We start from the raw sequence: 23770 nt of genomic DNA on the forward strand, positions 1-23770 counted from the left end.
GGAAATGAACCCGGCATCGGTCGCCGATTATCGCGAGCTGGCCAGGCGGCGTCTGCCGCCGATGTTTTTCGAATACATCGACGGCGGCTCCTACGCCGAGGTGACGCTGGAACGGAACGTCGCCGACATCGAGGCGCTGGCCCTCCGCCAGCGGGTGATGCGCGACATGACCCAGCTTGACCTGTCGGTCGAGGTGCTGGGCCAGAAGATGGCCATGCCGATCGGGCTTTCGCCGGTGGGCATGGCCGGCATGTACGCTCGCCGCGGCGAGGTGCAGGCCGCCAGGGCCGCGGCCGCCGCCGGAGTGCCGTTCTGTCTGTCGACCGTCGGTGTCTGTTCGGTCGAGGAGGTCGCCGAGAGCGGAAAGGCCCCCTGGTTCCAGCTCTATATGCTCAAGGACCGCGGCTACATGCGCGAGCTGCTGGGCCGGGCCAAGGCCGCCGGCTGCCCGGTGCTGGTGTTCACCGTCGACCTGCCGCTGCCGGGCGCGCGCTATCGCGACATCCGCTCGGGCTTCACCGGCGCCACGGCCCTTTCCGGGGCGCTGAACACCGCCTGGCAGGGGGTGACGCACCCCGAATGGCTGTGGGACGTCTGGCTCAACGGCCGCCCCCACAGCCTCGGTTCGGTGGCTGGGGCGATTCCCCAAGGGCGCAGCGTCACCGACTTCCTCAGCTGGATCGCAAAAAATTTTGATCGATCGGTCACCTGGGCCGACCTCGATTTCGTCCGCCAGGTTTGGGACGGCCCGATCGTGATCAAGGGCGTGCTCGACCCCGAGGACGCGCGCGATGCGGTCCGCGCCGGCGCCCAGGGCCTGGTGGTCTCCAACCACGGCGGACGTCAGCTCGACGGCGTGCGCTCGTCGATTTCGGCCCTTCCGGCCATCGTCGATGCCGTCGGAGATGACCTGGAAGTCCTTATGGACGGCGGGATTCGCTCGGGTCTCGACGTGCTGAAGGCGTTGAGCCTGGGAGCGAAGGCCTGCTTCATCGGCCGGGCCTGGGCCTATGCGCTGGGGGCAGGGGGGCGGCCGATGGTCGCCAAGATGCTGGGAACCCTCCGCGCCGAGCTCTCCACGGCCATGGTGCTGACCGGCTGCGTCGCCGCGCGAGACGCCGATAAGTTGCTACTAGACGTCGCACCTTAGAAAATCTTTTCAATTTGAGGCGCGCAGGCCCATCGACAAGGGCTGATCTTGCCGGGTAAATGCCCGCCGAATTTGCGCGCAACAACGGTCGCCGAAAGCCGGCCCTGCTGCGTGCCTGAGTTTTGAGAGCGAGGTATCCGGATGGGAGCTCCCGAGCGGCAAGGTCTTTACGACCCGCGCAACGAACACGATGCGTGCGGCGTGGGTTTCGTGGCCAATATTAAAGGTCGCAAATCGCACGAGGTCGTGACCTCCGGCCTCGAGATCCTGATCAACCTCGATCACCGCGGCGCGGTCGGCGCCGACCCGCTGGTCGGCGACGGCGCCGGGATTCTGATTCAAATTCCCGATGCATTGATCCGCGACTGGGCGGCCAAGGAAGGCGTCGATCTCCCGCCGGCCGGCGAATACGCCGTGGCCATGTGCTTCCTGCCTAGCGACGACGCCGCGCGCGACGTCGTGATGGCGCAGTTCGAGCACTTCCTGAAGGTCGAGCATCAGCCATTGCTGGGCTGGCGCGACGTCCCGGTGAACACTGACGGTCTCGGCGCTGCCGTGCTCGCCGACATGCCGGTGATCCGCCAGGCGATCATCGGCCGCGGCCCGAACATCCGCAGCCAGGACGCGCATGAGCGCAAGCTGCTGGCGGTCCGCAAGCAGACCCAGAACCCGCTGGCGGAGCTGGCCGTGAAGCACGGCATTCCCAGCATCGCCAACCTCTATATGCCGTCGCTGTCGACCCGCACCGTGGTCTACAAGGGCCTGCTGCTCGCCGATCAGGTCGGCACCTTCTACAAGGACTTGCAGGACGAGCGCTGCGAGAGCGCCCTGGCCCTGGTTCACCAGCGTTTCTCGACCAACACCTTCCCGTCCTGGAAGCTGGCGCACCCCTATCGGTTCATCGCCCACAACGGCGAGATCAACACCGTCCGCGGCAACGTGAACTGGATGAACGCGCGCCGGCGCACGCTGGAAAGCGACCTGCTGGGGCCCGATCTCAACAAGATGTGGCCGCTGATCCCGCACGGCCAGTCGGACACCGCCTGCCTCGACAACGCGCTCGAGCTGCTGGTCGCCGGCGGCTATCCGCTGGCCCATGCGGTGATGATGCTGATCCCGGAAGCCTGGGCCGGCAATCCGCTGATGGACGCCAAGCGCAAGGCCTTCTACGAGTACCACGCAGCGCTGATGGAGCCGTGGGACGGCCCGGCCGCCGTCGCCTTCACCGACGGCCGCCAGATCGGCGCCACCCTCGACCGCAACGGCCTGCGTCCGGCCCGTTTCATCATCACCGACCAGGACCATGTGATCATGGCTTCGGAAGTCGGCGTGCTGACGGTCCCGGAGGAGCGCATCGTCCGCAAGTGGCGTCTGCAGCCTGGCAAGATGTTGCTGATCGACATGGAAGAAGGCCGCATCATCGAGGACGAGGAGATCAAGCGCTCCCTGTCCGAGGCCGAGCCCTACGCTGACTGGCTGCGCGACACCCAGTTCAAGCTGGAAGAGCTGCCCGAGATCGCCTTCAACGAGGCGCTGTCGAACGACGCGGCCCAGCTGCTCGATCGCCAGCAGGCCTTCGGCTACACCCAGGAAGACGAACAGTTCTTCCTGGCGCCGATGGCGACCACCGGCGAAGATCCGATCGGCTCGATGGGCGCCGACACCCCGATCGCCGTGCTCTCGAAGCGCTCGAAGCTGCTCTACGACTACTTCAAGCAGAACTTCGCCCAGGTCACGAACCCGCCCATCGACCCGATCCGCGAGGAACTGGTCATGAGCCTGGTCTCGATGATCGGTCCGCGCCCGAACCTGCTCGGCCGCCACGCCGGCACTCATAAGCGCCTGGAAGTCTCCCAGCCGATCCTCACCAATGAGGACCTGGCCAAGATCCGCTCGATCAGCGAACTGCTGGACGGCTCGTTCCGCACGGCCACCATCGACACCACCTGGGCGGCCGCCGACGGCGCCGAGGGGCTGGACCGGGCGCTGGACCGTCTGTGCCGCGAGGCCACCGACAACGTCCTGGCCGACAAGAACATCCTGATCCTGTCCGACCGCCGCGTCGGCTCGGACCGCATCCCGATCCCGGCGGCGCTGGCCACCGCCGCCGTGCACCATCACCTGATCCGCCAGGGCCTGCGCATGCAGACCGGCCTGGTGATCGAGACCGGCGAAGCGCGCGAAGTGCATCACTTCTGCGTCCTGGCCGGCTACGGGGCCGAGGCGGTGAACCCGTACCTGGCGTTCGAGACGCTCGAGAACCTGCGCCAGCGCGAGGGCATCGCGCTGTCGGCCTACGAGGTCCGCAAGAACTACATCAAGGCTATTGGCAAGGGCGTGCTGAAGGTGATGTCCAAGATGGGCATCTCGACCTACCAGTCGTACTGCGGCGCCCAGATCTTCGACGCCGTCGGCCTGTCGTCCGAGCTGATCGAGACCTACTTCACCGGCACCGCCACCACGATCGAAGGCATCGGCCTGGCGCAGATCGCCGAGGAGTCGGTGCGCCGTCACCGCGACGCCTACGGCGACAATCCGATCTACGCGACCATGCTGGACGTCGGCGGCAGCTATGCCTTCCGTCTGCGCGGCGAGCATCACGCCTGGACCCCGGAAACCGTCTCCAAGCTGCAGCACGCGGTTCGCGGCGGCCGTTCGGACGACTACCGCGCCTTCGCCGAGGGCATCAACGATCAGTCCGAGCGCCTGCTGACCATTCGCGGTCTGATGCGCTTCAACTTCAACGAGACGCCGGTTCCGATCGAAGAGGTCGAGCCGGCCAGCGAGATCGTCAAGCGCTTCGCCACCGGCGCGATGAGCTTCGGCTCGATCAGCCGTGAAGCCCACACCACGCTCGCCGTGGCCATGAACCGCATCGGCGGCCGCTCCAACACCGGCGAGGGCGGCGAGGAAGCAGACCGCTTCAAGCCGCTGCCGAACGGCGACTCGATGCGTTCGGCCATCAAGCAGGTGGCCTCGGGCCGCTTCGGCGTCACCGCCGAGTACCTGGTCAATGCCGACGACATCCAGATCAAGATGGCCCAGGGCGCCAAGCCTGGCGAGGGCGGTCAGCTGCCCGGCCACAAGGTCGACAAGAACATCGCCCGGGTCCGGCACTCGACGCCGGGCGTCGGCCTGATCAGCCCGCCGCCGCACCACGACATCTATTCGATCGAGGATCTGGCCCAGCTGATCCACGACCTGAAGAACGTTAATTCGGGCGCCCGCATCTCGGTGAAGCTGGTGTCGGAAGTCGGCGTCGGCACGGTCGCCGCCGGGGTGGCCAAGGCCCGCGCCGACCACATCACCATCTCGGGCTTCGAGGGCGGCACCGGCGCGTCGCCGCTGACCTCGCTGGTCCATGCCGGCTCGCCCTGGGAGATCGGCCTGGCCGAGACCCAGCAGACCCTGCTGCTCAACGGCCTGCGCACCCGCGTCGCGGTCCAGGCGGACGGCGGCCTGCGCACCGGCCGTGACGTCGCCATCGCCGCCCTGCTGGGCGCCGACGAGTTCGGCTTTGCGACCGCCCCGCTGATCGCCGCCGGCTGCATCATGATGCGCAAGTGCCACCTCAATACCTGCCCGGTGGGCGTGGCGACCCAGGATCCGGTGCTGCGCGCGCGCTTCACCGGCCAGCCCGAGCACGTGATCAACTACTTCTTCTTCGTGGCCGAGGAACTGCGCGAGATCATGGCCTCGCTCGGCTTCCGGACGGTCAACGAGATGGTCGGCCGTGTCGACCGCCTCGACGCCCGCGAGGCCGTCGATCACTGGAAGGCCGAAGGCGTCGACCTATCCAAGCTGCTCTATGCGGCGGCTCCGGAAGGCGCCAAGGGCCTCTGGAACATGGACCGCCAGGACCATGGCCTGGGCAAGGCGCTGGACAACACTCTGATCGCCGACGCCGCTCCGGCGCTGGAGAGGGGTGAGCCGGTGGTGCTCGAATACCCGATCAAGAACATCAACCGCACCGCCGGCGCGATGCTCTCGGGCGAGGTGGCCAAGCGCTACGGTCATGCGGGCCTGCCGGAAGACACCATCGCCATCAAGTTCCGCGGCCAGGCCGGCCAGAGCTTCGGGGCCTTCGCGGCCCGCGGCGTGACGCTGGAACTGACCGGCGACGGCAACGACTATGTCGGCAAGGGTCTGTCGGGCGGCCGCGTGGTCGTGCGTCAGCCGGCCGAGGCGCGTCGCGACCCGACCCAGAACATCATCGCCGGCAACACCGTGCTCTACGGCGCCATCGCCGGCGAGGCCTACATCCAGGGCGTGGCCGGCGAACGCTTCGCCGTCCGCAACTCCGGCGCCGTCACCGTCGTCGAGGGCGTGGGCGACCACGGCTGCGAGTACATGACCGGCGGCGTGGTCGTCGTCCTGGGAGACACCGGCCGCAACTTCGCGGCCGGCATGTCCGGCGGCGTGGCCTATGTCTACGATCCCAAGGGCCGCTTCGCCGACCTCTGCAACAAGGCGATGGTCGACCTCGAAAAGGTCGAGCCCGCGACCCCGGCGACCCGAGAGGACGAGCCGTTCCGGCCGAGCCAGCGTTCGCTGTCGGTCGACAACAACGGCATGGGCGACGTGCTCCGCTTCGACGCCGAACGTCTGCGCATCCTGATCGAGCGTCATCACCTCTACACGGGGTCGGAGCGTGCTCGTCAGATTCTGGAAAACTGGGACCAGACCCTCGGCTCGTTCGTGAAGGTCATGCCCAAGGATTACCGCCGCGCGCTGGAGGAAATGGCCGCGGAACGTCAGGCGGCTGCGGCCGTCGCGGCGGAATAGTCAGAGAGTCGGAGGACAGCATCATGGGTAAGGTCACCGGCTTTCTCGAGATCGAGCGCCAGGAACGGACTTACGAGGCGCCGCAGGAGCGCCTGAAGAACTGGAAGGAATTCGTCCACCCCATGCCGGCGGCGGACGTCTCCAAGCAGGCCGCGCGCTGCATGGATTGCGGGATTCCGTTCTGCCACCAGGGTTGCCCGGTCAACAATCAGATCCCGGACTTCAACAACCTAGTCTATCGCGACCAATGGAAAACGGCGCTGGAGAACCTCCAGTCGACCAACAACTTCCCGGAGTTCACCGGACGTGTGTGCCCGGCGCCCTGCGAGGCGTCGTGCACCCTGAACATCATCGACACTCCGGTCGCCATCAAGACGGTCGAGTGCGAGATCGTCGATCGCGGCTGGCAGGAAGGCTGGATCAAGCCGCAGATGTCGCCGCGCGGCACCGGCAAGCGCGTCGCCGTCGTCGGCTCGGGACCGGCGGGCCTGGCCTGCGCCCAGCAACTGGCCCGCGCCGGTCACGCCCCGACCGTGTTCGAAAAGAACGACCGGATCGGCGGCCTGCTGCGCTACGGCATCCCGGACTTCAAGATGGAGAAGCACCTCATCGACCGCCGCGTGGCGCAGATGGAAGGTGAGGGCGTGATCTTCCGGACCAACTTCGAGGTCGGCAAGACCGTCTCGGTCCAGCGCCTGCTCGACGACTATGACGTGCTGGTCATGGCCGGCGGCGCGGAAGATCCGCGCGACCTGCCGATCCCCGGCCGCGAACTGGCCGGCGTCCATTTCGCGATGGACTTCCTGACCCAGCAGAACAAGCGCAACGCCGGCGACGACGAGCTGCGCGCCGCCCCCACCGGCGGCATCTCGGCCACCGGCAAGCATGTCGTGGTCATCGGCGGCGGCGACACCGGCAGCGACTGCATCGGCACCTCGAACCGCCATGGCGCGGTCCAGGTCACCCAGCTGGAAATCATGCCGCAGCCGCCGGTTCGCGAGAACAAGCAGCTGACCTGGCCCGACTGGCCGCTGAAGCTGCGCACCTCGTCGAGCCACGAAGAGGGCTGCGAGCGCGACTTTGCGGTGTCGGCCAAGCGCTTCATCGGTTCGAATGGCAAGATCGAAGCGGTCGAGTGCGTCCGTGTCGAATGGGTCGCGGGGGCCGACGGTCGCCAGACCCTGCAGGAAATCGCCGGCAGCGAGTTCCTGATCAAGGCCGACCTGGTGCTGCTGGCCATGGGCTTCGTCGGCCCGCGCCACAACGAGTTCATCGCCCAGTCGGGCGCCGAGCTCGACCCGCGCGGCAACGTCAAGGCCCCGGTCAGCGACTACAAGACCACCTCGGCCAACATCTTCTCGTGCGGCGACATGCGTCGCGGCCAGTCGCTGGTGGTCTGGGCGATCCGCGAAGGGCGGCAGTGCGCCCAGGCGGTCGACGAGTACCTGATGGGGACCAGCAAGCTTCCCCGCTGACGCTTAGGCGTTGAGGCCGGCGAGCGACGCGGCGGGAGCGTGACAGCTTCAAGTGGAAGCCGGTTGAAGCGACCGTCACGCTCTACTCTTTGAAGCTGGACCCTTTCATCCCGGTTCAGGTGATTTCACCTGAACCGGAAAGGGTCTAGGGCAGGGACATGATCCGTTCCTGCCTGACCGCGCTGGCCGCCGTCCTCGTCCTGTCGCCTGTCGCCGAGGCCCAAGAGCCGGCGGCCGAGGCCCAGACCGTTTATCGCAACTTCACGCTCATCGACGGGACCGGCGCGCCGGCCCGCGCGGGCATGAACATCCTTGTCCGCGGGGAGCGGATCGAGCGGGTCTGGAAGGAGGGCGAGATCGCCTTCAAGCTGGCGCCGACCACCCGCGTCGTCGATATGAGCGGCAAGTACATGCTGCCGGGCCTCACCGACAGCCACCAGCACCTGGCCACGCCGCCGAACCGCCGCTTCGCCGAGGCCCAGCTCAAGCGCGACCTCTACAGCGGGATCACCTCGACCCGCGACATGGCCGACGACCTGCGCAACATCGCCGACCTGGCCCGCGCGGCGCGGATCGGCGAGATCCCTGCGCCGGACATCCACTACGCCGCCCTGATGGCGGGCCCCTCGTTCTTCGACGACCCGCGCGTCGGCGCCGCCTCGCTGGGCGCGGTGGGCGGCCAGGTTCCCTGGATGCGGGCGATCGGCCCGGACACCGATATCCGTCAGGCGGTGGCCGAGGCCAAGGGGACCAGCGCCACGGCGATCAAGATCTACGCGAACCTGCCGGGCGACGAGGTCGCGCGCATCACCGCCGAGGCCCATCGCCAGGGGCTGCAGGTCTGGACGCACGGCGCGGTCTTCCCGGCCACGCCGGCCCAGGTCCTGGCCGCGCGGCCCGACAGCGTCAGCCACGTCTGCATGCTGGCCTATCAGGTCTCAGACCAGATCCCGACCGGCTATCACCGCCGCGCCGCCGTGCAGGAGGAGAAGTTCGTCGGCGGCGTGAACCCGCAGATCGCCCCGCTGCTGGCCACGATGCGCCAGGGCGGGGTCGTTCTCGACGCTACGGTCCGCATCTACGAGGCGATGAAGACCCGGCCCAGCAAGCCCTATTGCTCGGTCGAACTCGCCGCGCAGCTGACCGCACAGGCCCTGAAGGCTGGCGTGACGATCTCGGCCGGCACCGATGGCTTCTCCAATCCGGTGGCCGCCTATCCGGCGCTCTACGAGGAGCTCGAGCTTCTGGTCGACAAGTCCGGCTTCTCGCCGATGCAGGCGATCGTCGCGGCGACCCGCAACGGCGCGCTGGCGGTCAGCAAGAGCCCGGACTTCGGGACCATCGAGGCGGGCAAGCTCGCCAATCTGGTGTTCACCGGTCAGGACCCGAGCCGGGATATCCGCGCCCTGCGCACCATCACCCTGACCGTCAAGCGCGGGAAGGACTATCCCCGCGCCGACTTCGACCCGGCCGCGGACGTCGCCGCCCGCGCCATGGTCGACGACTGACCTCCGTCAGCCCATGAACCGCCCGGCCGCCCAGTAGGTCAGGGCGCCGATGATCGCCGCGGCCGGCAGGGTCACGACCCAGGCCGTGACGATCTCCTTGGCCACGCCCCAGCGCACAGCCGAGACCCGCTTGGCCGCGCCGACGCCGACGATGGCGCCGGTGATGGTGTGGGTGGTCGAGACCGGCACGCCCAGGCTGGTGGCGGCGAACAGGGTGATCGCCCCGCCGGTCTCGGCGCAGAAGCCCTGCATGGGGGTCAGGCGGGTGATCCGCGAACCCATGGTATGGACGATCCGCCAGCCGCCGAACAGCGTGCCCAGGCCCATGGCCGCCTGGCAGGACAGCACCACCCACAGCGGTACGTGGAACTCGCCGCTCGACGGACCCATGCCGTGCGCGATCAGCAGGGCGGCGATGATGCCCATGGTCTTCTGGGCGTCGTTGCCGCCGTGGCCCAGCGAATAGAGCGAGGCCGAGACGAACTGCAGTTTTCGGAACACCCCGTCGACCGCGAACGGCGTCAGCCGCACGAACAGCCATGAGACGATCAACACCAGGAACAGCGCGAGGATGAAGCCCGTCGCCGGCGACAGCACGATGGCGAACAGGGTCTTGGAGAGGCCGCCCCACATGACGGCGCCCATCCCGGCCTTGGCGATGCCCGCGCCGACCAGCCCGCCGATCAGCGCGTGCGAAGACGAGGAGGGGATCGCCGCCCACCAGGTCAGCAGATTCCAGCCGATCGCCCCGATCAGGGCCGAGAAGATCAGCCCGTCGCTGATCAGCTCGGGCATGACCAGGCCCGCGCCGACCGTCTTGGCCACGTGCAGGCCGAAGAACAGGAAGGCGATGAAGTTGAAGAACGCCGCCCAGGCGACGGCGATGAAGGGCGGCAGCACCCGCGTCGCCACGATGGTGGCGATCGAGTTGGCCGCATCGTGCAGCCCGTTCAGGAAGTCGAAGGCCAACGCCACGAAGATCAGGAAGATCAGCAGCGGGCCGTAGCCGGCGAGGAGTTCCACGTGGGCTAGACCTGCTCGATCACGATGCCGCTGATGCAGTTCGCCACGTCTTCGAACCGGTCCATGACCTTTTCCAGGTGGCTGTAGACGTCGACGCCGACGACGAACGCCATCGGGTCGTCATGCCGGTGCGCCAGGAACAACGCCTTGCGGCCGGCGTCGTAGATCGCGTCCGAGCGGTCTTCGATGTGGGTGATCTGCTCGGTCAGCTGGCTGAGCCGGGTCACGTTCTGGCGCATGTTGCTCAGCAGGCCGACCGCCTCGCGGGTCAGCACCGCGGCCTCGACGATGATGTCGGCCATTTCCCGCATCGAATCTTCGAATTCGCGAAGTTCGAACAGGCTGACGACCTTCACCGTCTTGTGCATCTGGTCGATCGCATCGTCGAGCGAGGTGATCAGCTCCTGGATGTCGCTGCGGTCGAACGGGGTGATGAACGAGCGGCGCACGTTCAGCAGCACCTCGCGGGTGATCGCGTCGGCTGCATCCTCGTGCGCCACGACGCGGGCGCAGGCCTCGGCGACGTCGTCGCCGCCCTGCAGGACCTCGCGCAATGCGGTAGCGCCCTCCACCAGCTTCTCGGCGTGGGCGCTGAAGAGGTCGAAGAATTTCAATTCCTTAGGCATCAGCGCCTGGAACCAGGTGAGCATCGTTCCGTCCGTGTCCTTCATGTCGCGACCGCGGCGGCGCGATGATTCTGCGCGCTCTTAGCCGCTTCCTGGCTCGGACAGAAGACCTCCAGCGCCCGCGACCGATGCGCGCGGTGAGGCCAAGAGCCCCGTTTGACGGGTGTAAACAGTCACCTTGGGGCCGCCGAACGCGACCCGCCAGTCGGCGCCAGGCGCCTGCGATCCGATGGCGACGACGGTGTCGATTTCGACCAGCCGCGCGGGCTCCGGGGCGGTCAGGATGGTGATCGGCCGCGCACGGAGGCGCAGATAGGCCAGGCGGGCCTGGATCGGGTCCTGGGCGATGATCGCGACCCCGCCGGGGCGCTGTTCTATGATCGCCGCGGCCGTGGTCAGGTCCTGGCTCAGCGCGTTGCGGTCGGTGGCGTTGGTCCGCTCCCATCGCACGTCGAGCGCGGTCGACAGCACGGCCAGCGCCGCGAAGGCCGCCAGCCAGATGTTCATCACCGGCCAACTGCGCAGGGCGGTCGCCGCGCCGGCCGCGACGATGATCGCCGCCGCCAGCCCGGCGGCCCAGGGCTGTTCGAGCGAAAAGGCGCTGAGCGCGGCCGCGTCCCAGGCGCGCGGGGTGATCCCGCCGAGCAGGCAGGCCGCCAGCCCGGCCAAGCCGACGACCGCCGCCAGGCCCATCGCCATCCGCCACCAGCGTCCGCCGGCGCGGTCGAACTCGCCGATGAACGGGGCTGCGGCGATCCAAAGCAAGGGAATCAGCGCCTCGAACTGTCGGCCCCAGATACGGCTGGGATTGGCGGCCTCGCCCGTGGAGAGCGCCGCCGTCACGGCCAGGGTGCTCGCCAGGCTGAACAGCACCAGCAGGAAAGTCGTCTCGTGCGGGGCGAGGAAGAAACGCCCACGTCCTCGATGCCAGCGCCAGCGCATCTCGATCCGCAGCAGCCCGGTCAGCGCCGGAATCGCCGCCAGCATCACGCAGGCCGAGGCCATCGCCACCAGTCCGCGCGCGCCGGAGACCCAGCCATGCGGCGTCACCGCGCCGGCCAGCAGGGTGTCGTAGCGATGCTCCAGATAGAAGCTGAACGGCGCGCTCGCGGCCTGGTTGGTCGCCAGTTGCAGCAGGTTGACGCTGGCCAGGAAGGCGGCGGCCAGCACCGCCACGCGCCCGAAGAAGATGCGCAGGTCGCGCCGGCCGAGCAGGAGGTCCGCCACCGCCAGCAGCAGGAACGCGACGCCCACCGCTGGGCCCTGCGGCTTCAACATGGTGAGCGCGCCGACCAGGGCGCCCGCCAGGGCCGCATGGGCGATCGGTCGCGGCCCATAGAGCCGTGCGGTGGCCAGCACTGCCGCGCCGAGCAACAGGACATACCACCCCTCGGGCAGGGCCGCGGCGGCGAAGCGGTAGTAGGGATAGGCGAGGGCCAGCAGCGCCGCGCCGATCCAGGTCTCCCGGTCCAGGCTGACGCGCACGCTGGCCAGCGTCAGGGCCAGGCCGCCGAAATAGGCCGTGGCCCCCAGGACCCTCAGCCAGGGCGCCAGGTTCTGCGTCACATAGGTCAGCGCCCGGATCAGCAGGCCGAACAAAGCGTCGCCCATCGGCTGGGCGTGCGGCAGCAGGTCGGGCCGCGCCGCCAAGGTCTTGCCGTAGAGCGCGTAGACCAGGTGCGAGCTTTCGGCCCCGGCATACAGGGGCAGGTCCAGAAAGACGCGGTCGGCGTAAATCAGCGCCGCCGCCGCCGCCGCCACTGCCAACAGGCCGTAGGCCGCTCGTGCGCGCAACCTTGCCGGCTGACCTGCATCCCCCCGATTCATGCCTTCACTGTGGCCGCATCCGCGGCAGGTGGCCATAGCGTGCGAAGGCGTTTGCGTGCGGCGGTGGAACGTCGATCAATGGACCCAGTGATTCACGGCGGGGGAAGCATGCGCGCGGTTCTGCACACTCTGGTCCTGACGGCGGGCCTCGCCCTGGCGGCGCCGGCTGCGGCGCAGGACCTTTTGATTCACGGCGGCCCGATCTACACCGGCGACGCCGTCGTGCAGGCCCTGGCGGTCAAGGACGGCAAGGTCGCCTATGCCGGCCAGCTCGACAGCGCGCGGGCGGCCGCGCCGGGCGCCCGCGATATCGACCTGAAGGGAGCGGCCGCCTATCCAGGCTTCGTCGACTCCCACGCCCATCTGGCCGGGATTGGCTTCCGGGAGATGACCCTGAACCTGGAGGGGACGGACTCGGTCGAGGCCCTGGTCGCATGCCTGAAGGCGTGGGCGGCCGCCAATCCGGGCGGCGAGGTGATTTCCGGCGCCGGCTGGATCGAGACCCATTGGCCGGAAAAACGCTTCCCGACCCGCGCCGACCTCGACCGCGCCGCGCCCGACCGGCCGGTGGTGCTCAGCCGCGCCGATGGCCATGCGGTGGTCGTCAATTCGGCGATGCTCAAGCTGGCCGGCATCACCGCCCAGACCGCCGCGCCGGCCGGCGGCCAGATCTTGAAGGACGCCAAGGGCGAGCCGGACGGGATGCTGATCGACAACGCCATGGGCCTGGTCCGCGCCAAGGTCCCGCCGCCGAGCCCCGCGGCCCAGGCCGAGGCGGTCCGCCGGGGCGCGCGGCTCTACGCCTCGCGGGGCTGGACCGGCCTGCACGACATGAGCGTCTCGACCCAGGAGGTGGCCATTCAGCAGGCGCTCGCCGCCAAGGGCGAGCTGCCGATCCGCATCGACAACTACATGTCGCAAGCCGACTCCGGGCCGGTTCTGGCCCAAGGGCCGTCCCAGGATCCGACCGGCCTGGTGCGCGTGCGCGGCGTGAAGCTGTTCATGGACGGCGCGCTCGGCTCGCGCGGGGCGGCGTTGCTCGCGCCCTATGCCGACGCCGAGGGGACCGGGCTCATCGTCACGCCCCGCGAGACCATCGACGCCATCCTCGCCAAGGCGCGCAAGTCCGGCGCCCAGATGGCTGTCCACGCCATCGGCGACCGCGGCAACCGGGTGATCCTCGACGCCTATCAGCAGGCCTTCGCCGGCGACCTGGCCGGGCTCAAGGCGGCCCGCTGGCGGGTCGAGCACGCCCAGGTCCTGGCCCCCGACGACCTGCCGCGCTTTGCGGCGCTGGGCGTCGTCGCTTCGATGCAGCCGTCCCACGTCATCGGCGACCTCTATTTCGCCCCCGCGCGCCTGGGCCCGGAGCGGCTCAAGGGCGCCTACGCCTGGGAAAGTCTGTTGAAGTCTGGCGCAGCCGTCGCCGGCGGCTCCGACGCGCCGGTCGAAAAGGGCGATCCGCTGGTCGAGTTCTACGCCGCCGCCTATCGCCACGACCTCAAGGGCTTCGCCGGTCCCGACTGGCGCCTGGAGGAGGCGGTGACCCGCGCCCAGGCGCTCGCCATGCTGACCCGCGGCTCGGCCTACGCCGTCTTCCGCGAGAACGATCTCGGCAGCCTCGCGGTCGGCCGCGACGCCGACATCTCGGTGTTCTCGGTCGACCTGATGACCGCCCCCTTCGCCGACATCGCCAAGGCCCACGCGGTCATGACCATCGTCGGCGGCAAGGTGGTCTACGAGGCCCCTTAGGTGAGATAGGCGTCGATCAGCTTGGCTGCGGCGCGGGCGACCTCGGCGGTGGGGCGGTCCTTGTCGAACAGCTGGCTGGTCAGGAACGCGCCTTCGATGAGCAGCAGCAGCGCGTCGGCCAGGCCGTTGGCGTCCTCGGCGCCCATTTCCGTCGCCATGCCCCGCAGCCGCTTGCGCAGGTCGGCCTTGTGCTCTTGGGCGGTGACGCGGGCCAGATGGCCGCGCTCGGGGTACTCCACCGCTGCGTTGCTGAGCGGGCAGCCGCGGTAGTCGTCCTGCACCGCCCGCTGCGCCAAGCCCTCCAGATAGGCCAGCACCTGGGCGCGGGGATCGCCCGGATGCTCGGCCACGGCGGCGTCGAACCGGCTCCAGAAGGTGGCGGCGCCTTCGCGCAGCACCGCGGCGGCCAGCTCGTCCTTAGATTTGTAGGTGCGATAAAGGCTGGGCTTGGTCGCCCCGGCCTTGGCGACGATCTCGTCGACCCCGACCGCGCGGATGCCGTCTCGATAAAACAGCTCCTTGGCCGTCTCGCGGATCTTGTCGGCGGCGCGCAGGGGAGGGGCGGTGTCGGGTTTCTTCGGCTCGATCATGAAAGTCGGCTTGACGATGTAACTGACCGGTACGTATTCATCGGCGGTGAAACTTACAGGTCAGTAACATGACGATAGCGCGCGCCAGGCCCTTTGGCCAGAACTACGCATTCGTCGCCGTCGCGGCGGTGTTCATCGCCCTGATGGCGGCGGCCGGCCTGCGCTCGGCGCCAGGCGTGCTGATGCTGCCGCTGGAGCGCGCCTTCCAGTGGGATCGCGGCGTGATCTCGATGGCCGCAGCGGTCGGCATCTTCCTCTATGGCCTGACCGGTCCGTTCGCCGCGGCGCTGATGCAGTCGTTCGGCGTGCGCCGCACGGTGACCCTGGCTCTGGCGGTGATGGCGCTCTCGACCGCGGCCTCCTCGCTGATGACCCAGCCCTGGCACTATGTCGCCACCTGGGGCGTGATCTCCGGCGTCGGCTCGGGCGCAGTAGCGATGGTGCTGGGCGCCACTGTCGTCAACCGCTGGTTCGTCGAACGGCGCGGCCTGATGATGGGCCTGCTCAGCGCCTCGGCGGCGACCGGTTCGCTGATCTTCCTGCCGGGCATGGCGGCCCTGGCCGAGGCCGGCGGCTGGCGGCCGGTGGTGCTGGCGGTCGCGGCCGTGATGGCGGTGCTGGTCCCGGTGGTCTGGCTCCTGCTGCCCGAGACCCCCGCCTCGATCGGCCAGAAGCCCTACGGCGCGAACGAAAGCTACGCGGCGCCGCAGCCCATGCCCGCCGGCGGCGCCCTGCGCGGGGCGTTTGGGGCGTTGTTCCGCGCCGCCCGCACGCGCACCTTCTGGCTGCTGTTCGGCGGCTTCTTCGTCTGCGGCCTGACCACCAACGGCCTGATCGGCGTGCACATGATCGCCATGTGCGCCGACCAGGGCCTGCCCGAGACCCGGGCGGCGACGCTCTTGGCGGTGATGGGGATCTTCGACCTGATCGGCACGACGCTCTCCGGCTGGCTCACCGACCGCTACGATCCGCGCAAGCTATTGTTCGTCTATTACGGCCTGCGCGGCCTTTCGCTGATGGTGCTGCCGTTCACCGACTTCTCCATCGTCGCGTTGGGGATCTTCGCGGTGTTCTACGGCCTGGACTGGATCGCCACAGTACCGCCGACCGTGCGATTGGCGACTGAAGCGTTCGGCGACCATGACGGCCCGATCGTCTTCGGCTGGATCGCTGCGGGCCACCAGGCCGGCGCCGCCACGGCCGCGATCACCGCCGGCGTCATCCGCGCCGCCCAGGGCCGTTATCTCGAGGCCTTCGTCCTGGCCGGCGTCGCGGCGCTGGTTGCCGCGGTCGCCTCGCTGATGATCCGCCGCAAGACGACTGAATTGGCGCCGGTGTTCGCCTAGCGGGCCTCGGGCAGGGCCAGCAACTGTTCACGCGTCTGGCTGGTCTGGACGTTGAACTCGCCCGGATCGGTCGGATCGGGGACGGCGCGCAGGCTCGACAGCTCGACCTGTACGCGGCGATCGGGCTTGGGCGTTCGCTGGTCGATCTCCACGACCAGGCCGACGACGTCGCCCTTGGGCCCCAGCATGAGGTTCTCGACTTCGCCGATCTTGCGGCCCTGGGGATCGATCAGGTCGGCGTCGTCGAGCTGTTCGGCGGTGAGCCCCAGCGGCCCCGGCGCTGTCTGCGCGTAGGCGCCTGGGCCGAGCAGGGCGGCTGTCAGCATGACGGCAAGTTTCATCGCGGGCTCCTGAACGCTCTCAAGCGAACGGCCCCATGCAGTCTGAGGTTCCGCTTGCGATCTAGCGTTTGGTCGGGTCGTCGGCGGGATTGACGTAGGTCAGGGCGAATGGGCCCTCGGCCGAAACCTGAACCACCGCGCCGCCCGTCGAAAACGCGAAGTGGTTCATCTTCGCGCCGGCGACGGCGAACCCGCCGGGACCGAGCTTGGCGCTCTTGGCTGGGTCGAGCTTGTCGCCCATGCCCAGCGACAGCTCGCCCGAGACCACGGTCACGTATTCGTCGGTCGGGTGGTTGTGGGCCGGGATCTTGTAGCCGGCGGGCATTCTGAGGCGGATCACGAACACCCCGGCCTTGGTCGGATCGCCCGAAAGCACCGCCATCTGCGCGCCGGCGGGGAATACCGCGGGCGCCGGGCCCCACTTCAGGTCCCCGGTATTGATCTGCGCCGTCGCGGTCGAGCCGAGGCACAGTACGCCACTGACGAGAACAACGGTCCTAAGCATGACGTTTCTCCTGTGGTTTCCACAGGATAGCACAGAACTCTTGAAGCGGCGTGCGCTTAGCGGCGCGAGTCCGGCACGGAGGCCGATCGTCTAGGGAACGGGCCGGGTCGGGACCTCGATGTCGCAGATCGTGAAGTCCGCGCCCTTGTCGCGCCGGACCTTGGCGACCAGGGCGGCGAACGACTGGCCGTGCTCGTCCATCACCTCGACCTTCGGGCGCTCGGCCGGCGGCAGGTCGGCGGCGACGCGGACCTTGCGCATCACGTCGGGTTGGGCTGGCGGCTCGCCCACGGCCATGGCGCGGATCACGTCGAGCCCGACCACCGCGCGGCCCCAGACCGTGTAGCTGCGGTCGAGCCTTCGGCTGGCGGCGCGCATGAAGAAGATTTCGGAGTTGGCGGTGCCTTCGCCGGCCTGCCGGCCCATGCCGGCGACGCCGGGGCAATACGCGCCCCAGGCGCGGCGGCCGAGGGCGGCGTCGCGCTGGGCCTCCAGGTCCGAAGCGGCCTCGAACGGCGCGGAGCCCACGAAACCTGCCAGGCTGTCGCTAGCGTTGACAACGACCTTGGCCGGCGCGTCGGTCTTCAGCCGGAACATGAACTCCGGCGGCAGGTCCGGGTGCTGCGAGACCCCGCCGTCCTTGTTGTTCGGGTTGCCGGTCTGGTCGACGAAGTTCTCGATCACCCGGTGGAACTGCAGGCCGTCATAGACGCCCTCGCGGGCCAGCAGCTTGACCCGTTCGACCGCCTTGGGCGCGAAGTCGGGGCGCATCTCGACGACGACAACGCCTTTGCTGGTCTCGATCACCAGCGTGTTCTCGGGATCGAGGCGCCGCCAGTCGGCGGCCTGGGCGGGGAGGGCGAGGCTGAGCGCCAGGGCGGCGGCGATGGTGCGGATCATGGAGGGACTATCGGGCAACCTGCCGATCAAGGCCACGCTTGAGCTTACTAAGATGTAATGCAAGCTACCTTGCAGTAGTCACTACCGTGCGATACCTCATAGGCGAACTGGAGGTCCGCCGTGCCGGAAACCGTGCAAGTCCAATTGAAGAAGGGGGTGCTCGAGCTCTGCGTGCTCGCCTTGCTCTCTTCCCACGACAGCTACGCCTACGAGATCGCGAGCCGCCTGGCCGAGGGGATCGATATGGGTGAGGGAACGATCTATCCGCTCATGCGGCGGATGCAGAGCGACGGGCTGGTCGAGACCTATCTGGTCGAGAGTCCGGCCGGGCCGCCGCGCAAATACTACAAGCTGACCGAGGCCGGAAAGGCGAGCTTCACCGCGCAAAAGGCGGAATGGGCTGCGTTTTCTCGCGCGGTCGACAGTATTCTGGGAGACGCTCAATGAACCGTCAGGCCTTCATCGACCGGCTGCGGTTGGGGCTGTCGGGCCTGCCGCCCGCGGCCATCCAGGACGCGGTCGCCGACTACGAGACCCACTTCGCCGAGGGCGTAGCCGCCGGCCGCACCGAGGAGGAGGTCGCCCAGGCGCTGGGCGATCCGTCCCGGCTGGCCCGCGAACTGCGCGCCGAGGTCGGTCTCAAGAAGTGGGAGGAGCAGCGCAATCCCACCTCCGCGGCCGGCGCGATCTTCGCCGTGCTGGGCCTGGGCGCCATCGACATCCTGATCCTGCTGCCGATCCTGATGACCGTCGGCGGGGTGCTGTTCGGCCTGATCGTCGCGGCCATCGGGGTCTTCGTCGCCGGCGGCGTGGTGTTCGCCGCTGGACCGTTCCTCGGCCCGCCCGGCGGTCCGGTCGCAGCGCTGCTGGCCGGCATCGGGCTGATGGCCCTGGCCGCGTCGGCCGGCGCGATCCTGACCATCGTCGTCATCGGCCTCGTCAACGCCCTGGTCTGGTACGGGCGCCTTCACTTCCGGCTGCTCAAGCCGGCCATCGAACCGCAGTCCTGAGCCGGGAGCCCAATCATGATCCGTGTGCTTGTGATGATCGCCGTGGCCGGCTTCCTGGCCGGGGTCGTGGCCCTGGCCGGCGCGGCCGCCCTGGGCGGCCCCGACCTCGCCGCCCGCAACTGGAACTGGGACGTGGACTGGCATGACCGCCACGAGCGCCGCGAGTGGCGCGACCGCGACCTGCGCCACGATCGGCCGCTCGACCGGGACGCCGGGGAGGTGACCCGCGAGCTGGCGTGGGACGGCTCGACCAAGGCCGAGTTCGACATCCCGGCCGCCGTCGAGTTCACCCAGGCTCCCGGCCCCGGCAAGGTGATGATCTATGGTCCCAAGGACATCGTCGATCGCGTCCGCCTGAACGATGGCCGGCTTAGCCTGGACCGGCCGCTGGCCGACTATGCCCGCCTGCGGGTGGTGATGACGGCCCCGGCCGTCACCCGCTTCCAGATCAGCGGCGACGACCGGCTCGATATCCGCAGCTACAAGCAGGACCAACTTCAGATCGTCGCCAGCGGCTCCTCCGAGGTGGTCGCCAGCGGCCAGGCCCGCGAGGTCGACGTCGAACTCTCTGGTTCCGGCGAGGCCGATCTGACCGACCTGGTCACCGATAACGCCGAGGCCGACATCTCCGGCTCAGCCGAAGTCACCCTGGCCCCACGGGAAGCCGCCAATCTGGAAGTTTCCGGCTCGGCCACCGCCCGCCTGCTGACCCGGCCCAAGCGTCTGGAGACCGACGTCGCCGGCGCCGGATCGGTGATCTTCGAGGACGGCGGGAAGTCGGGCGGCGTCGGGGCTCCGGCCAAACCCGCCAAGCCGGCGGGACCGCAGGAGACCTAGAGCCCTTCCCACTCACGATGGATCATCGTGAGTGCATCAGAAGGGCTCCGAGCTCAAAAAATCGACCCTGTTCGTCCCCGGTTGGCTTGGTTCAAGCCAATCGGAACAGGGGCTAGGCGCGCCGGCCGCTCAGAGCCTTGACCAGAACCGGCGCCAGGCCCTGGGCGATCACCGCCACGCCCTGGGCGTTGGGATGGAAGCCGTCGCGCTGGTTCAGGCGCGGCTGCTGGGCCACGCCGGCCAGCAGGTTGGGGTACAGCGCCACGCCCTGGGCCTTGGCCACGGTTGGGAACACCGCCTGGAAGTCGCGGGCGTAGGCGCGGCCGATCACCGGCGGCGGCGCCAGTCCGGCCAGCACCACGCCGATCTTCCGCGCTTTCAGCCGGGCGACGATCTTGTCGAGATTGGCCTGGGTGCGCTTGGGGGCGATGCCCTGCAAGAGGTCGTTGCCGCCTAGCGCCACCAGGCAGACGTCGGTGTCGCGCTGGACGCTGAAGTCCACCCGCGCCAGGCCGCCGGCGGTGGTGTCGCCGGAAACGCCGGCCCCGCGCACCAGGGCGTTCGAACCCAGCTTGCGCAGCTGCGCCTGCAACTGCACGGGCAGGGCGGCGCTGGCCGGCAGGCCGTAGCCGGCGGTGATCGAGTCGCCCAGTATGGTGATCACCCGGTGCGGCTGGGCCAGGCCCTGGGCCGGCCAGGCGGCGAGGGCGGCGGCGATCAGCAGCCGGCGGCTCGGAAATCGGGGGGCTGTCGGGTCCATGTCGCTGTCCTATCTAGGCGATAGTCAGTGAAGCTCAATCTCCAGAGGCCGCATTGTCCGAAGCTGTTCCGCCGCTCGCCGTCTCGAACGTCTCGCTCACCCTGCCGTCGGCGGCCGGACCGGTCGAAATCCTCAAGGACCTGAGCTTTTCGGTGGCACCGCGCGAACGGGTGGCGATCACTGGCCCTTCCGGCTCTGGCAAGTCCAGCCTGATCGCCGTCGCCGCCGGCCTTGAGCAGCCGACCGCCGGCCGCGTGGAATTGCTGGGCCAGGATCTCGGCCGCCTCAGCGAGGACGGCCGCGCCCGCCTGCGCCGCGGCAAGGTCTCGCTGGTCTTCCAGTCGTTCCACCTGCTGCCCAACATGACCGCCCTGGAGAACGTCGCCGCGCCGCTGGAGATCGCCGGGATCGCCGACGCCGACGCGACCGCCCGCAGCTGGCTGGACCGCGTCGGGCTCTCGGCCCGCCTGCGCCACTATCCGCACCAGCTGTCGGGCGGCGAACAGCAGCGGGTCGCCCTGGCCCGGGCGCTCGCCCCGCGGCCGGCCCTGCTGTTCGCCGACGAGCCGACCGGCAATCTGGACGCCGCCAACGCCGCCAAGGTCGCCGACCTGCTGTTCGGCCTGGTGGCCGAGGAGGGCGCGGCCATGGTGCTGGTCACCCACGATCCGGCTCTGGCCGAGCGCGCCGACCGCCAGGTGCGGCTCAGCGGCGGCCACGCCTGATGCTCGCCCTGCGTTTCGCTGCGCGCGAGTTGCGCTCTGGCGTCAGCGGTTTTCGCATCTTCCTCGCCTGCCTGGCGCTGGGCGTCGCCGCCATCGCCGCCGCCGGCTCGACCGCCGAGGCCTTCCGCCAGGGCCTGGCCAGCCAGGCGCGCGAGATCCTCGGCGGGGACATGGCGATCACCGTCGAGCAGCGCCGCTTCACGCCGGCCGAGCGTGCCGCCATCGAGAAGGCCGGCAAGACCTCATGGGCGGTCGGCAGCCGCGCCATGGCCCAGGCCCCCGACGGCCAGCGCCGCCTGGTCGAGCTGCGCGGGGTGAGTGACGCCTATCCGCTGGCCGGCCAAGTCACGTTGGAGGACGGCGGCGACTTCCACCGCGCCATCGCGCCGGCGCCCGACGGGACCGCCGGGGCGGTGGTCGAGCGGGTGCTTCTGGAGCGCCTGAACCTGAAGATCGGCGACCGCATCCTGGTCGGTGAATTGCCGGTCGTGGTCCGCGGCGTGTTGGTGCAGGAGCCGGACCGCCTGTCGCGCGGCTTTGCGTTGGGGCCACGGGTGCTGCTCCGGCGCCAGGCGGTCGAGGCCGGCGGCTTCCTTCAACCGGGCCTGCCGTTCCTGGAGACCGCCCGCATCGCCCTGCCGGCGGACGTCACCCCTGCGCAGGCGCGCAAGGCGCTGCGCCAGGAGACCAAGGACCGCGACGTGCGCATCCGTGACCGCGACGACGCCGCGCCCGGGATCCGCTGGCTGATCGACCAGCTCGAATACTTCCTCGGCTTCATCGGCCTGGCCTCGCTGGTCGCCGGCGGCCTTGGGGTGTTCGGCGCGGTCACCGCCTTCCTGGAGGAGCGCAAGCCTTCGATCGCCGTACTCAAGGCGCTGGGGGCCGAGGGCCGTTTCATCCGCGGCCTATACCTGATCCAGATCGGCGTGCTGGCTCTGCTCGGCGTCGCCATCGGCCTGGCGGTCGGGGCGGCCGCGCCGTTCCTGTTGGCCGGACTGATCCCCGACGACCTGACCGTTCCGGCGCTGTTCGCCGTCTATCCCGAGCCGCTGTTGCGCGCCGGCGCCTTCGGCCTGCTGTCGGCTGCCGCCTTCGCCTTGGCGCCGCTGGCGCGGGCCCGCGCCACGCCGCCGGCCAGCCTGTTCCGCCGCGACACCCGTGGGCGGCTGGGGCTCAGCGTCGAAACGGTCGGCGCGGCGCTCGCCGCCGTGGCCCTCGGGGTGCTCTCAGTGGCGACAGCCCCGACCCCGCTGGCCGCGGGGCTGATGATCGGCGGGGTGGCCGCGTCCTTCGTACTGCTCTGGGGGCTGGGGTTGCTGGCCGCGCATCTGGCCGGACGTCTGCGAGGGCGGACGCATGGCGCGGTGCGGATGGGCCTGGCCAATCTGGCGGGGCCGCGCTCGGCCGCCCGCACCGCAGCCCCGGCCATCGGTCTCGGCGTCGGCTTATTGGCGGCGGTGGTGCTGATCCAGTCGAGCCTGCTGCGCCAGGTCGCCGAGGTCGCGCCCAAGACCGCACCGGCCATCGTCTTCACCGAGATCCCAGGCGCCGAGGCGGCCCGCTTCGACCAGACCGTGCAGACCGCCTTTGGCCAGAAGCTGAACGCCGACAATTACTTGCGTGCGCCCTTTCTCACCGGCCGCATCGTCCGCATCAAGGGCGAGGCGGTCGACCGCAAGGCCATCGCCGAGCGCGAGCGCTGGGCCTATGACAACGACATCTCGATCTCGGCCATTGGGCCGCAGCCGGCCGACCCACAGATCGTCGAAGGCCGTTGGTGGCCGGCGAACTATGCGGGCCCGCCGCTGCTGGCCATGGAGGTCGACGCCGCCCGCGCCGGGGGCCTGAAGGTCGGTGACGAGGTCACCCTGTCGGTGCTCGGCCGCGAGATCGAGGCCAGGATCGCGGTGCTGCGCAAAGTCGATGTCGGCGGCTTCGGGGCCAGCTTCCCGCTGATCCTCACGCCCTCGACCCTGGAAGGCGCCGAACTGCGCCATGTGGCGATCGCCAAGGCCGGCAAGGACCAGGAGGCCCGCGTCACCCGCGCCCTGGGCGCCGAATTCCCGGAAGTGAACGTCATTTCGGTCCGCGAGCAACTGGAGGCGGCGACCGAGCTCTTCGACCGGCTGGTGCTGGCGATCCGCAGCGCCGCGGCGGTCGCGGCTCTGGCCGGCCTCTTGGTGCTGACCGGGGCCATCGCCGCCCGCGCCCAGGCTCGCACGCGCGAGGCCTCGATCCTGAAGGTGCTGGGCGCGACCCGGCTGCAGGTGCTGGGCGCCTATGTGCTGGAATACGGCGCGGTCGGGCTGATCGCCGGGGTCACCGGGGTCGGCCTCGGGGCTTTGGCCGCCTGGCCCGTCGTGACCCAGGTGTTCAAGGCCGACTGGGCGGTGGACTGGTCGGGGGTGGCGGCTCTGGTGCTGGGCGCGGCGCTGCTGGCGGCGCTGGGCGGGCTGCTGGCCTCGCTCCACGCCCTGGCCAAGCGGCCGGCGGCGGCGTTGCGTGCGGAATGAAAACAGAGTGAACGGGCTTTAAGGATCTGGTCACCGACGCAGGGCCTACTCCGTGTTCATGAGGTCCGCCCGTTCCACCGCTGCTTTTGATCAC

At 69.4% G+C, this 23770-nt stretch carries 19 protein-coding genes; 11 read left to right on the top strand and 8 right to left on the bottom strand.

Features of this window, described 5'->3' with window-relative positions; genetic code table 11:
- Window positions 1-4 precede the first annotated feature (4 nt).
- From O4N75_RS09575 to O4N75_RS09590, 4 genes are all read left to right on the top strand, one after another.
- The gene (locus tag O4N75_RS09575) at window positions 5-1150 is read left to right on the top strand and encodes an L-lactate dehydrogenase (RefSeq protein ID WP_269629126.1); all 1146 of its coding nucleotides are present in this window, start codon (window positions 5-7) and stop codon (window positions 1148-1150) included.
- A gap of 141 nt (window positions 1151-1291) precedes the next feature.
- On the top strand, window positions 1292-5935 hold the full coding sequence (gene gltB / locus O4N75_RS09580) for a glutamate synthase large subunit (protein WP_269629127.1): 4644 nt from the start codon (window positions 1292-1294) through the stop codon (window positions 5933-5935).
- A gap of 23 nt (window positions 5936-5958) precedes the next feature.
- Window positions 5959-7410 carry a glutamate synthase subunit beta gene (locus tag O4N75_RS09585; protein ID WP_269629128.1) on the top strand — a complete coding sequence of 484 codons (1452 nt, stop codon included), beginning with the start codon at window positions 5959-5961 and terminating at the stop codon, window positions 7408-7410.
- A gap of 158 nt (window positions 7411-7568) precedes the next feature.
- Window positions 7569-8918, top strand: coding sequence for an amidohydrolase family protein (locus O4N75_RS09590; protein ID WP_269629129.1), 1350 nt, complete (start codon window positions 7569-7571; stop codon window positions 8916-8918).
- Between the two features lie 6 nt (window positions 8919-8924).
- Here the strand turns inward: O4N75_RS09590 and O4N75_RS09595 are convergent, their stop codons facing one another.
- From O4N75_RS09595 to O4N75_RS09605, 3 genes are read right to left on the bottom strand one after another with little or no spacing between them, the layout of a single operon-like run.
- On the bottom strand, window positions 8925-9941 hold the full coding sequence (locus O4N75_RS09595; RefSeq protein WP_269629130.1) for an inorganic phosphate transporter: 1017 nt from the start codon (window positions 9939-9941) through the stop codon (window positions 8925-8927).
- A 5-nt stretch (window positions 9942-9946) separates the two neighbouring features.
- Entirely contained in the window at window positions 9947-10591 is a 645-nt protein-coding gene (locus O4N75_RS09600) for a DUF47 domain-containing protein (RefSeq protein ID WP_269629131.1), read from the bottom strand.
- Window positions 10592-10648: 57 nt separating this feature from the next.
- The gene (locus tag O4N75_RS09605; protein WP_269629132.1) at window positions 10649-12361 is read right to left on the bottom strand and encodes a hypothetical protein; all 1713 of its coding nucleotides are present in this window, start codon (window positions 12359-12361) and stop codon (window positions 10649-10651) included.
- 141 nt (window positions 12362-12502) lie between these two features.
- On the opposite strand from O4N75_RS09605, the gene O4N75_RS09610 reads away from it, so the two are divergent.
- A complete protein-coding gene (locus O4N75_RS09610) occupies window positions 12503-14146 on the top strand; it encodes an amidohydrolase (RefSeq protein WP_269629134.1) in 1644 nt (547 codons plus the stop codon).
- Here the strand turns inward: O4N75_RS09610 and O4N75_RS09615 are convergent.
- Window positions 14143-14736 carry a TetR/AcrR family transcriptional regulator gene (locus O4N75_RS09615; protein ID WP_269629135.1) on the bottom strand — a complete coding sequence of 198 codons (594 nt, stop codon included), beginning with the start codon at window positions 14734-14736 and terminating at the stop codon, window positions 14143-14145. The two genes, O4N75_RS09610 and O4N75_RS09615, sit on opposite strands and share 4 nt — an antisense overlap.
- Before the next feature lie 68 nt (window positions 14737-14804).
- On the opposite strand from O4N75_RS09615, the gene O4N75_RS09620 reads away from it, so the two are divergent.
- Window positions 14805-16082, top strand: a complete 1278-nt coding sequence (locus O4N75_RS09620) for an MFS transporter (protein ID WP_269629136.1) — start codon at window positions 14805-14807, stop codon at window positions 16080-16082.
- Here O4N75_RS09620 and O4N75_RS09625 read toward each other — a convergent pair.
- The 3 genes from O4N75_RS09625 to O4N75_RS09635 all read right to left on the bottom strand — a co-directional run bounded on the left by O4N75_RS09625 (window position 16079) and on the right by O4N75_RS09635 (window position 17828).
- Entirely contained in the window at window positions 16079-16423 is a 345-nt protein-coding gene (locus O4N75_RS09625) for a hypothetical protein (RefSeq protein ID WP_269629137.1), read from the bottom strand. The two genes, O4N75_RS09620 and O4N75_RS09625, sit on opposite strands and share 4 nt — an antisense overlap.
- 61 nt (window positions 16424-16484) lie before the next feature.
- Window positions 16485-16928 (bottom strand): cupin domain-containing protein, encoded by a 444-nt coding sequence (locus O4N75_RS09630; protein WP_269629138.1) that lies wholly within the window; start codon window positions 16926-16928, stop codon window positions 16485-16487.
- Between the two features lie 90 nt (window positions 16929-17018).
- Window positions 17019-17828: a peptidylprolyl isomerase gene (locus O4N75_RS09635; protein ID WP_269629139.1), complete on the bottom strand. Its 810-nt coding sequence runs from the start codon at window positions 17826-17828 to the stop codon at window positions 17019-17021.
- A gap of 120 nt (window positions 17829-17948) precedes the next feature.
- On the opposite strand from O4N75_RS09635, the gene O4N75_RS09640 reads away from it, so the two are divergent.
- The 3 genes from O4N75_RS09640 to O4N75_RS09650 are packed head-to-tail and all read left to right on the top strand — an operon-like array spanning window position 17949 to window position 19675.
- Window positions 17949-18275 carry a PadR family transcriptional regulator gene (locus O4N75_RS09640; protein WP_269629141.1) on the top strand — a complete coding sequence of 109 codons (327 nt, stop codon included), beginning with the start codon at window positions 17949-17951 and terminating at the stop codon, window positions 18273-18275.
- Entirely contained in the window at window positions 18272-18838 is a 567-nt protein-coding gene (locus O4N75_RS09645; protein WP_269629143.1) for a DUF1700 domain-containing protein, read from the top strand. Before O4N75_RS09640 ends, O4N75_RS09645 begins: the two co-directional genes overlap by 4 nt.
- Before the next feature lie 15 nt (window positions 18839-18853).
- Entirely contained in the window at window positions 18854-19675 is an 822-nt protein-coding gene (locus tag O4N75_RS09650; RefSeq protein ID WP_269629145.1) for a DUF2807 domain-containing protein, read from the top strand.
- Between the two features lie 112 nt (window positions 19676-19787).
- On the opposite strand, the gene O4N75_RS09655 is transcribed toward O4N75_RS09650, so the two are convergent.
- Window positions 19788-20435, bottom strand: coding sequence for an arylesterase (locus tag O4N75_RS09655; protein WP_269629146.1), 648 nt, complete (start codon window positions 20433-20435; stop codon window positions 19788-19790).
- Between the two features lie 53 nt (window positions 20436-20488).
- Here O4N75_RS09655 and O4N75_RS09660 point away from each other — a divergent pair, with 53 nt between their 5' ends.
- Window positions 20489-21160, top strand: coding sequence for an ABC transporter ATP-binding protein (locus tag O4N75_RS09660; RefSeq protein WP_269629147.1), 672 nt, complete (start codon window positions 20489-20491; stop codon window positions 21158-21160).
- Complete coding sequence (locus tag O4N75_RS09665; protein WP_269629148.1) at window positions 21160-23676, top strand: FtsX-like permease family protein; 2517 nt, start codon at window positions 21160-21162, stop codon at window positions 23674-23676. The genes O4N75_RS09660 and O4N75_RS09665 overlap by 1 nt, the downstream gene beginning before the upstream one ends.
- Window positions 23677-23770 lie beyond the last annotated feature (94 nt).

It is taken from the genome of Phenylobacterium sp. NIBR 498073 (assembly GCF_027286305.1).
Classification (GTDB): domain Bacteria; phylum Pseudomonadota; class Alphaproteobacteria; order Caulobacterales; family Caulobacteraceae; genus Phenylobacterium.

Excerpts from the sequence above, each read along its gene's own strand:
- O4N75_RS09575 (WP_269629126.1), top strand. The coding sequence starts at position 5 with ATGAACCCGGCATCGGTCGCCGATTATCGCGAGCTGGCCAGGCGGCGT.
- gltB (WP_269629127.1), top strand. The coding sequence starts at position 1,292 with ATGGGAGCTCCCGAGCGGCAAGGTCTTTACGACCCGCGCAACGAACAC.
- O4N75_RS09585 (WP_269629128.1), top strand. The coding sequence starts at position 5,959 with ATGGGTAAGGTCACCGGCTTTCTCGAGATCGAGCGCCAGGAACGGACT.
- O4N75_RS09590 (WP_269629129.1), top strand. The coding sequence starts at position 7,569 with ATGATCCGTTCCTGCCTGACCGCGCTGGCCGCCGTCCTCGTCCTGTCG.
- O4N75_RS09600 (WP_269629131.1), bottom strand. The coding sequence starts at position 10,591 with ATGCTCACCTGGTTCCAGGCGCTGATGCCTAAGGAATTGAAATTCTTC.
- O4N75_RS09610 (WP_269629134.1), top strand. The coding sequence starts at position 12,503 with ATGCGCGCGGTTCTGCACACTCTGGTCCTGACGGCGGGCCTCGCCCTG.
- O4N75_RS09615 (WP_269629135.1), bottom strand. The coding sequence starts at position 14,736 with ATGATCGAGCCGAAGAAACCCGACACCGCCCCTCCCCTGCGCGCCGCC.
- O4N75_RS09620 (WP_269629136.1), top strand. The coding sequence starts at position 14,805 with ATGACGATAGCGCGCGCCAGGCCCTTTGGCCAGAACTACGCATTCGTC.
- O4N75_RS09625 (WP_269629137.1), bottom strand. The coding sequence starts at position 16,423 with ATGAAACTTGCCGTCATGCTGACAGCCGCCCTGCTCGGCCCAGGCGCC.
- O4N75_RS09630 (WP_269629138.1), bottom strand. The coding sequence starts at position 16,928 with ATGCTTAGGACCGTTGTTCTCGTCAGTGGCGTACTGTGCCTCGGCTCG.
- O4N75_RS09635 (WP_269629139.1), bottom strand. The coding sequence starts at position 17,828 with ATGATCCGCACCATCGCCGCCGCCCTGGCGCTCAGCCTCGCCCTCCCC.
- O4N75_RS09645 (WP_269629143.1), top strand. The coding sequence starts at position 18,272 with ATGAACCGTCAGGCCTTCATCGACCGGCTGCGGTTGGGGCTGTCGGGC.
- O4N75_RS09650 (WP_269629145.1), top strand. The coding sequence starts at position 18,854 with ATGATCCGTGTGCTTGTGATGATCGCCGTGGCCGGCTTCCTGGCCGGG.
- O4N75_RS09655 (WP_269629146.1), bottom strand. The coding sequence starts at position 20,435 with ATGGACCCGACAGCCCCCCGATTTCCGAGCCGCCGGCTGCTGATCGCC.
- O4N75_RS09665 (WP_269629148.1), top strand. The coding sequence starts at position 21,160 with ATGCTCGCCCTGCGTTTCGCTGCGCGCGAGTTGCGCTCTGGCGTCAGC.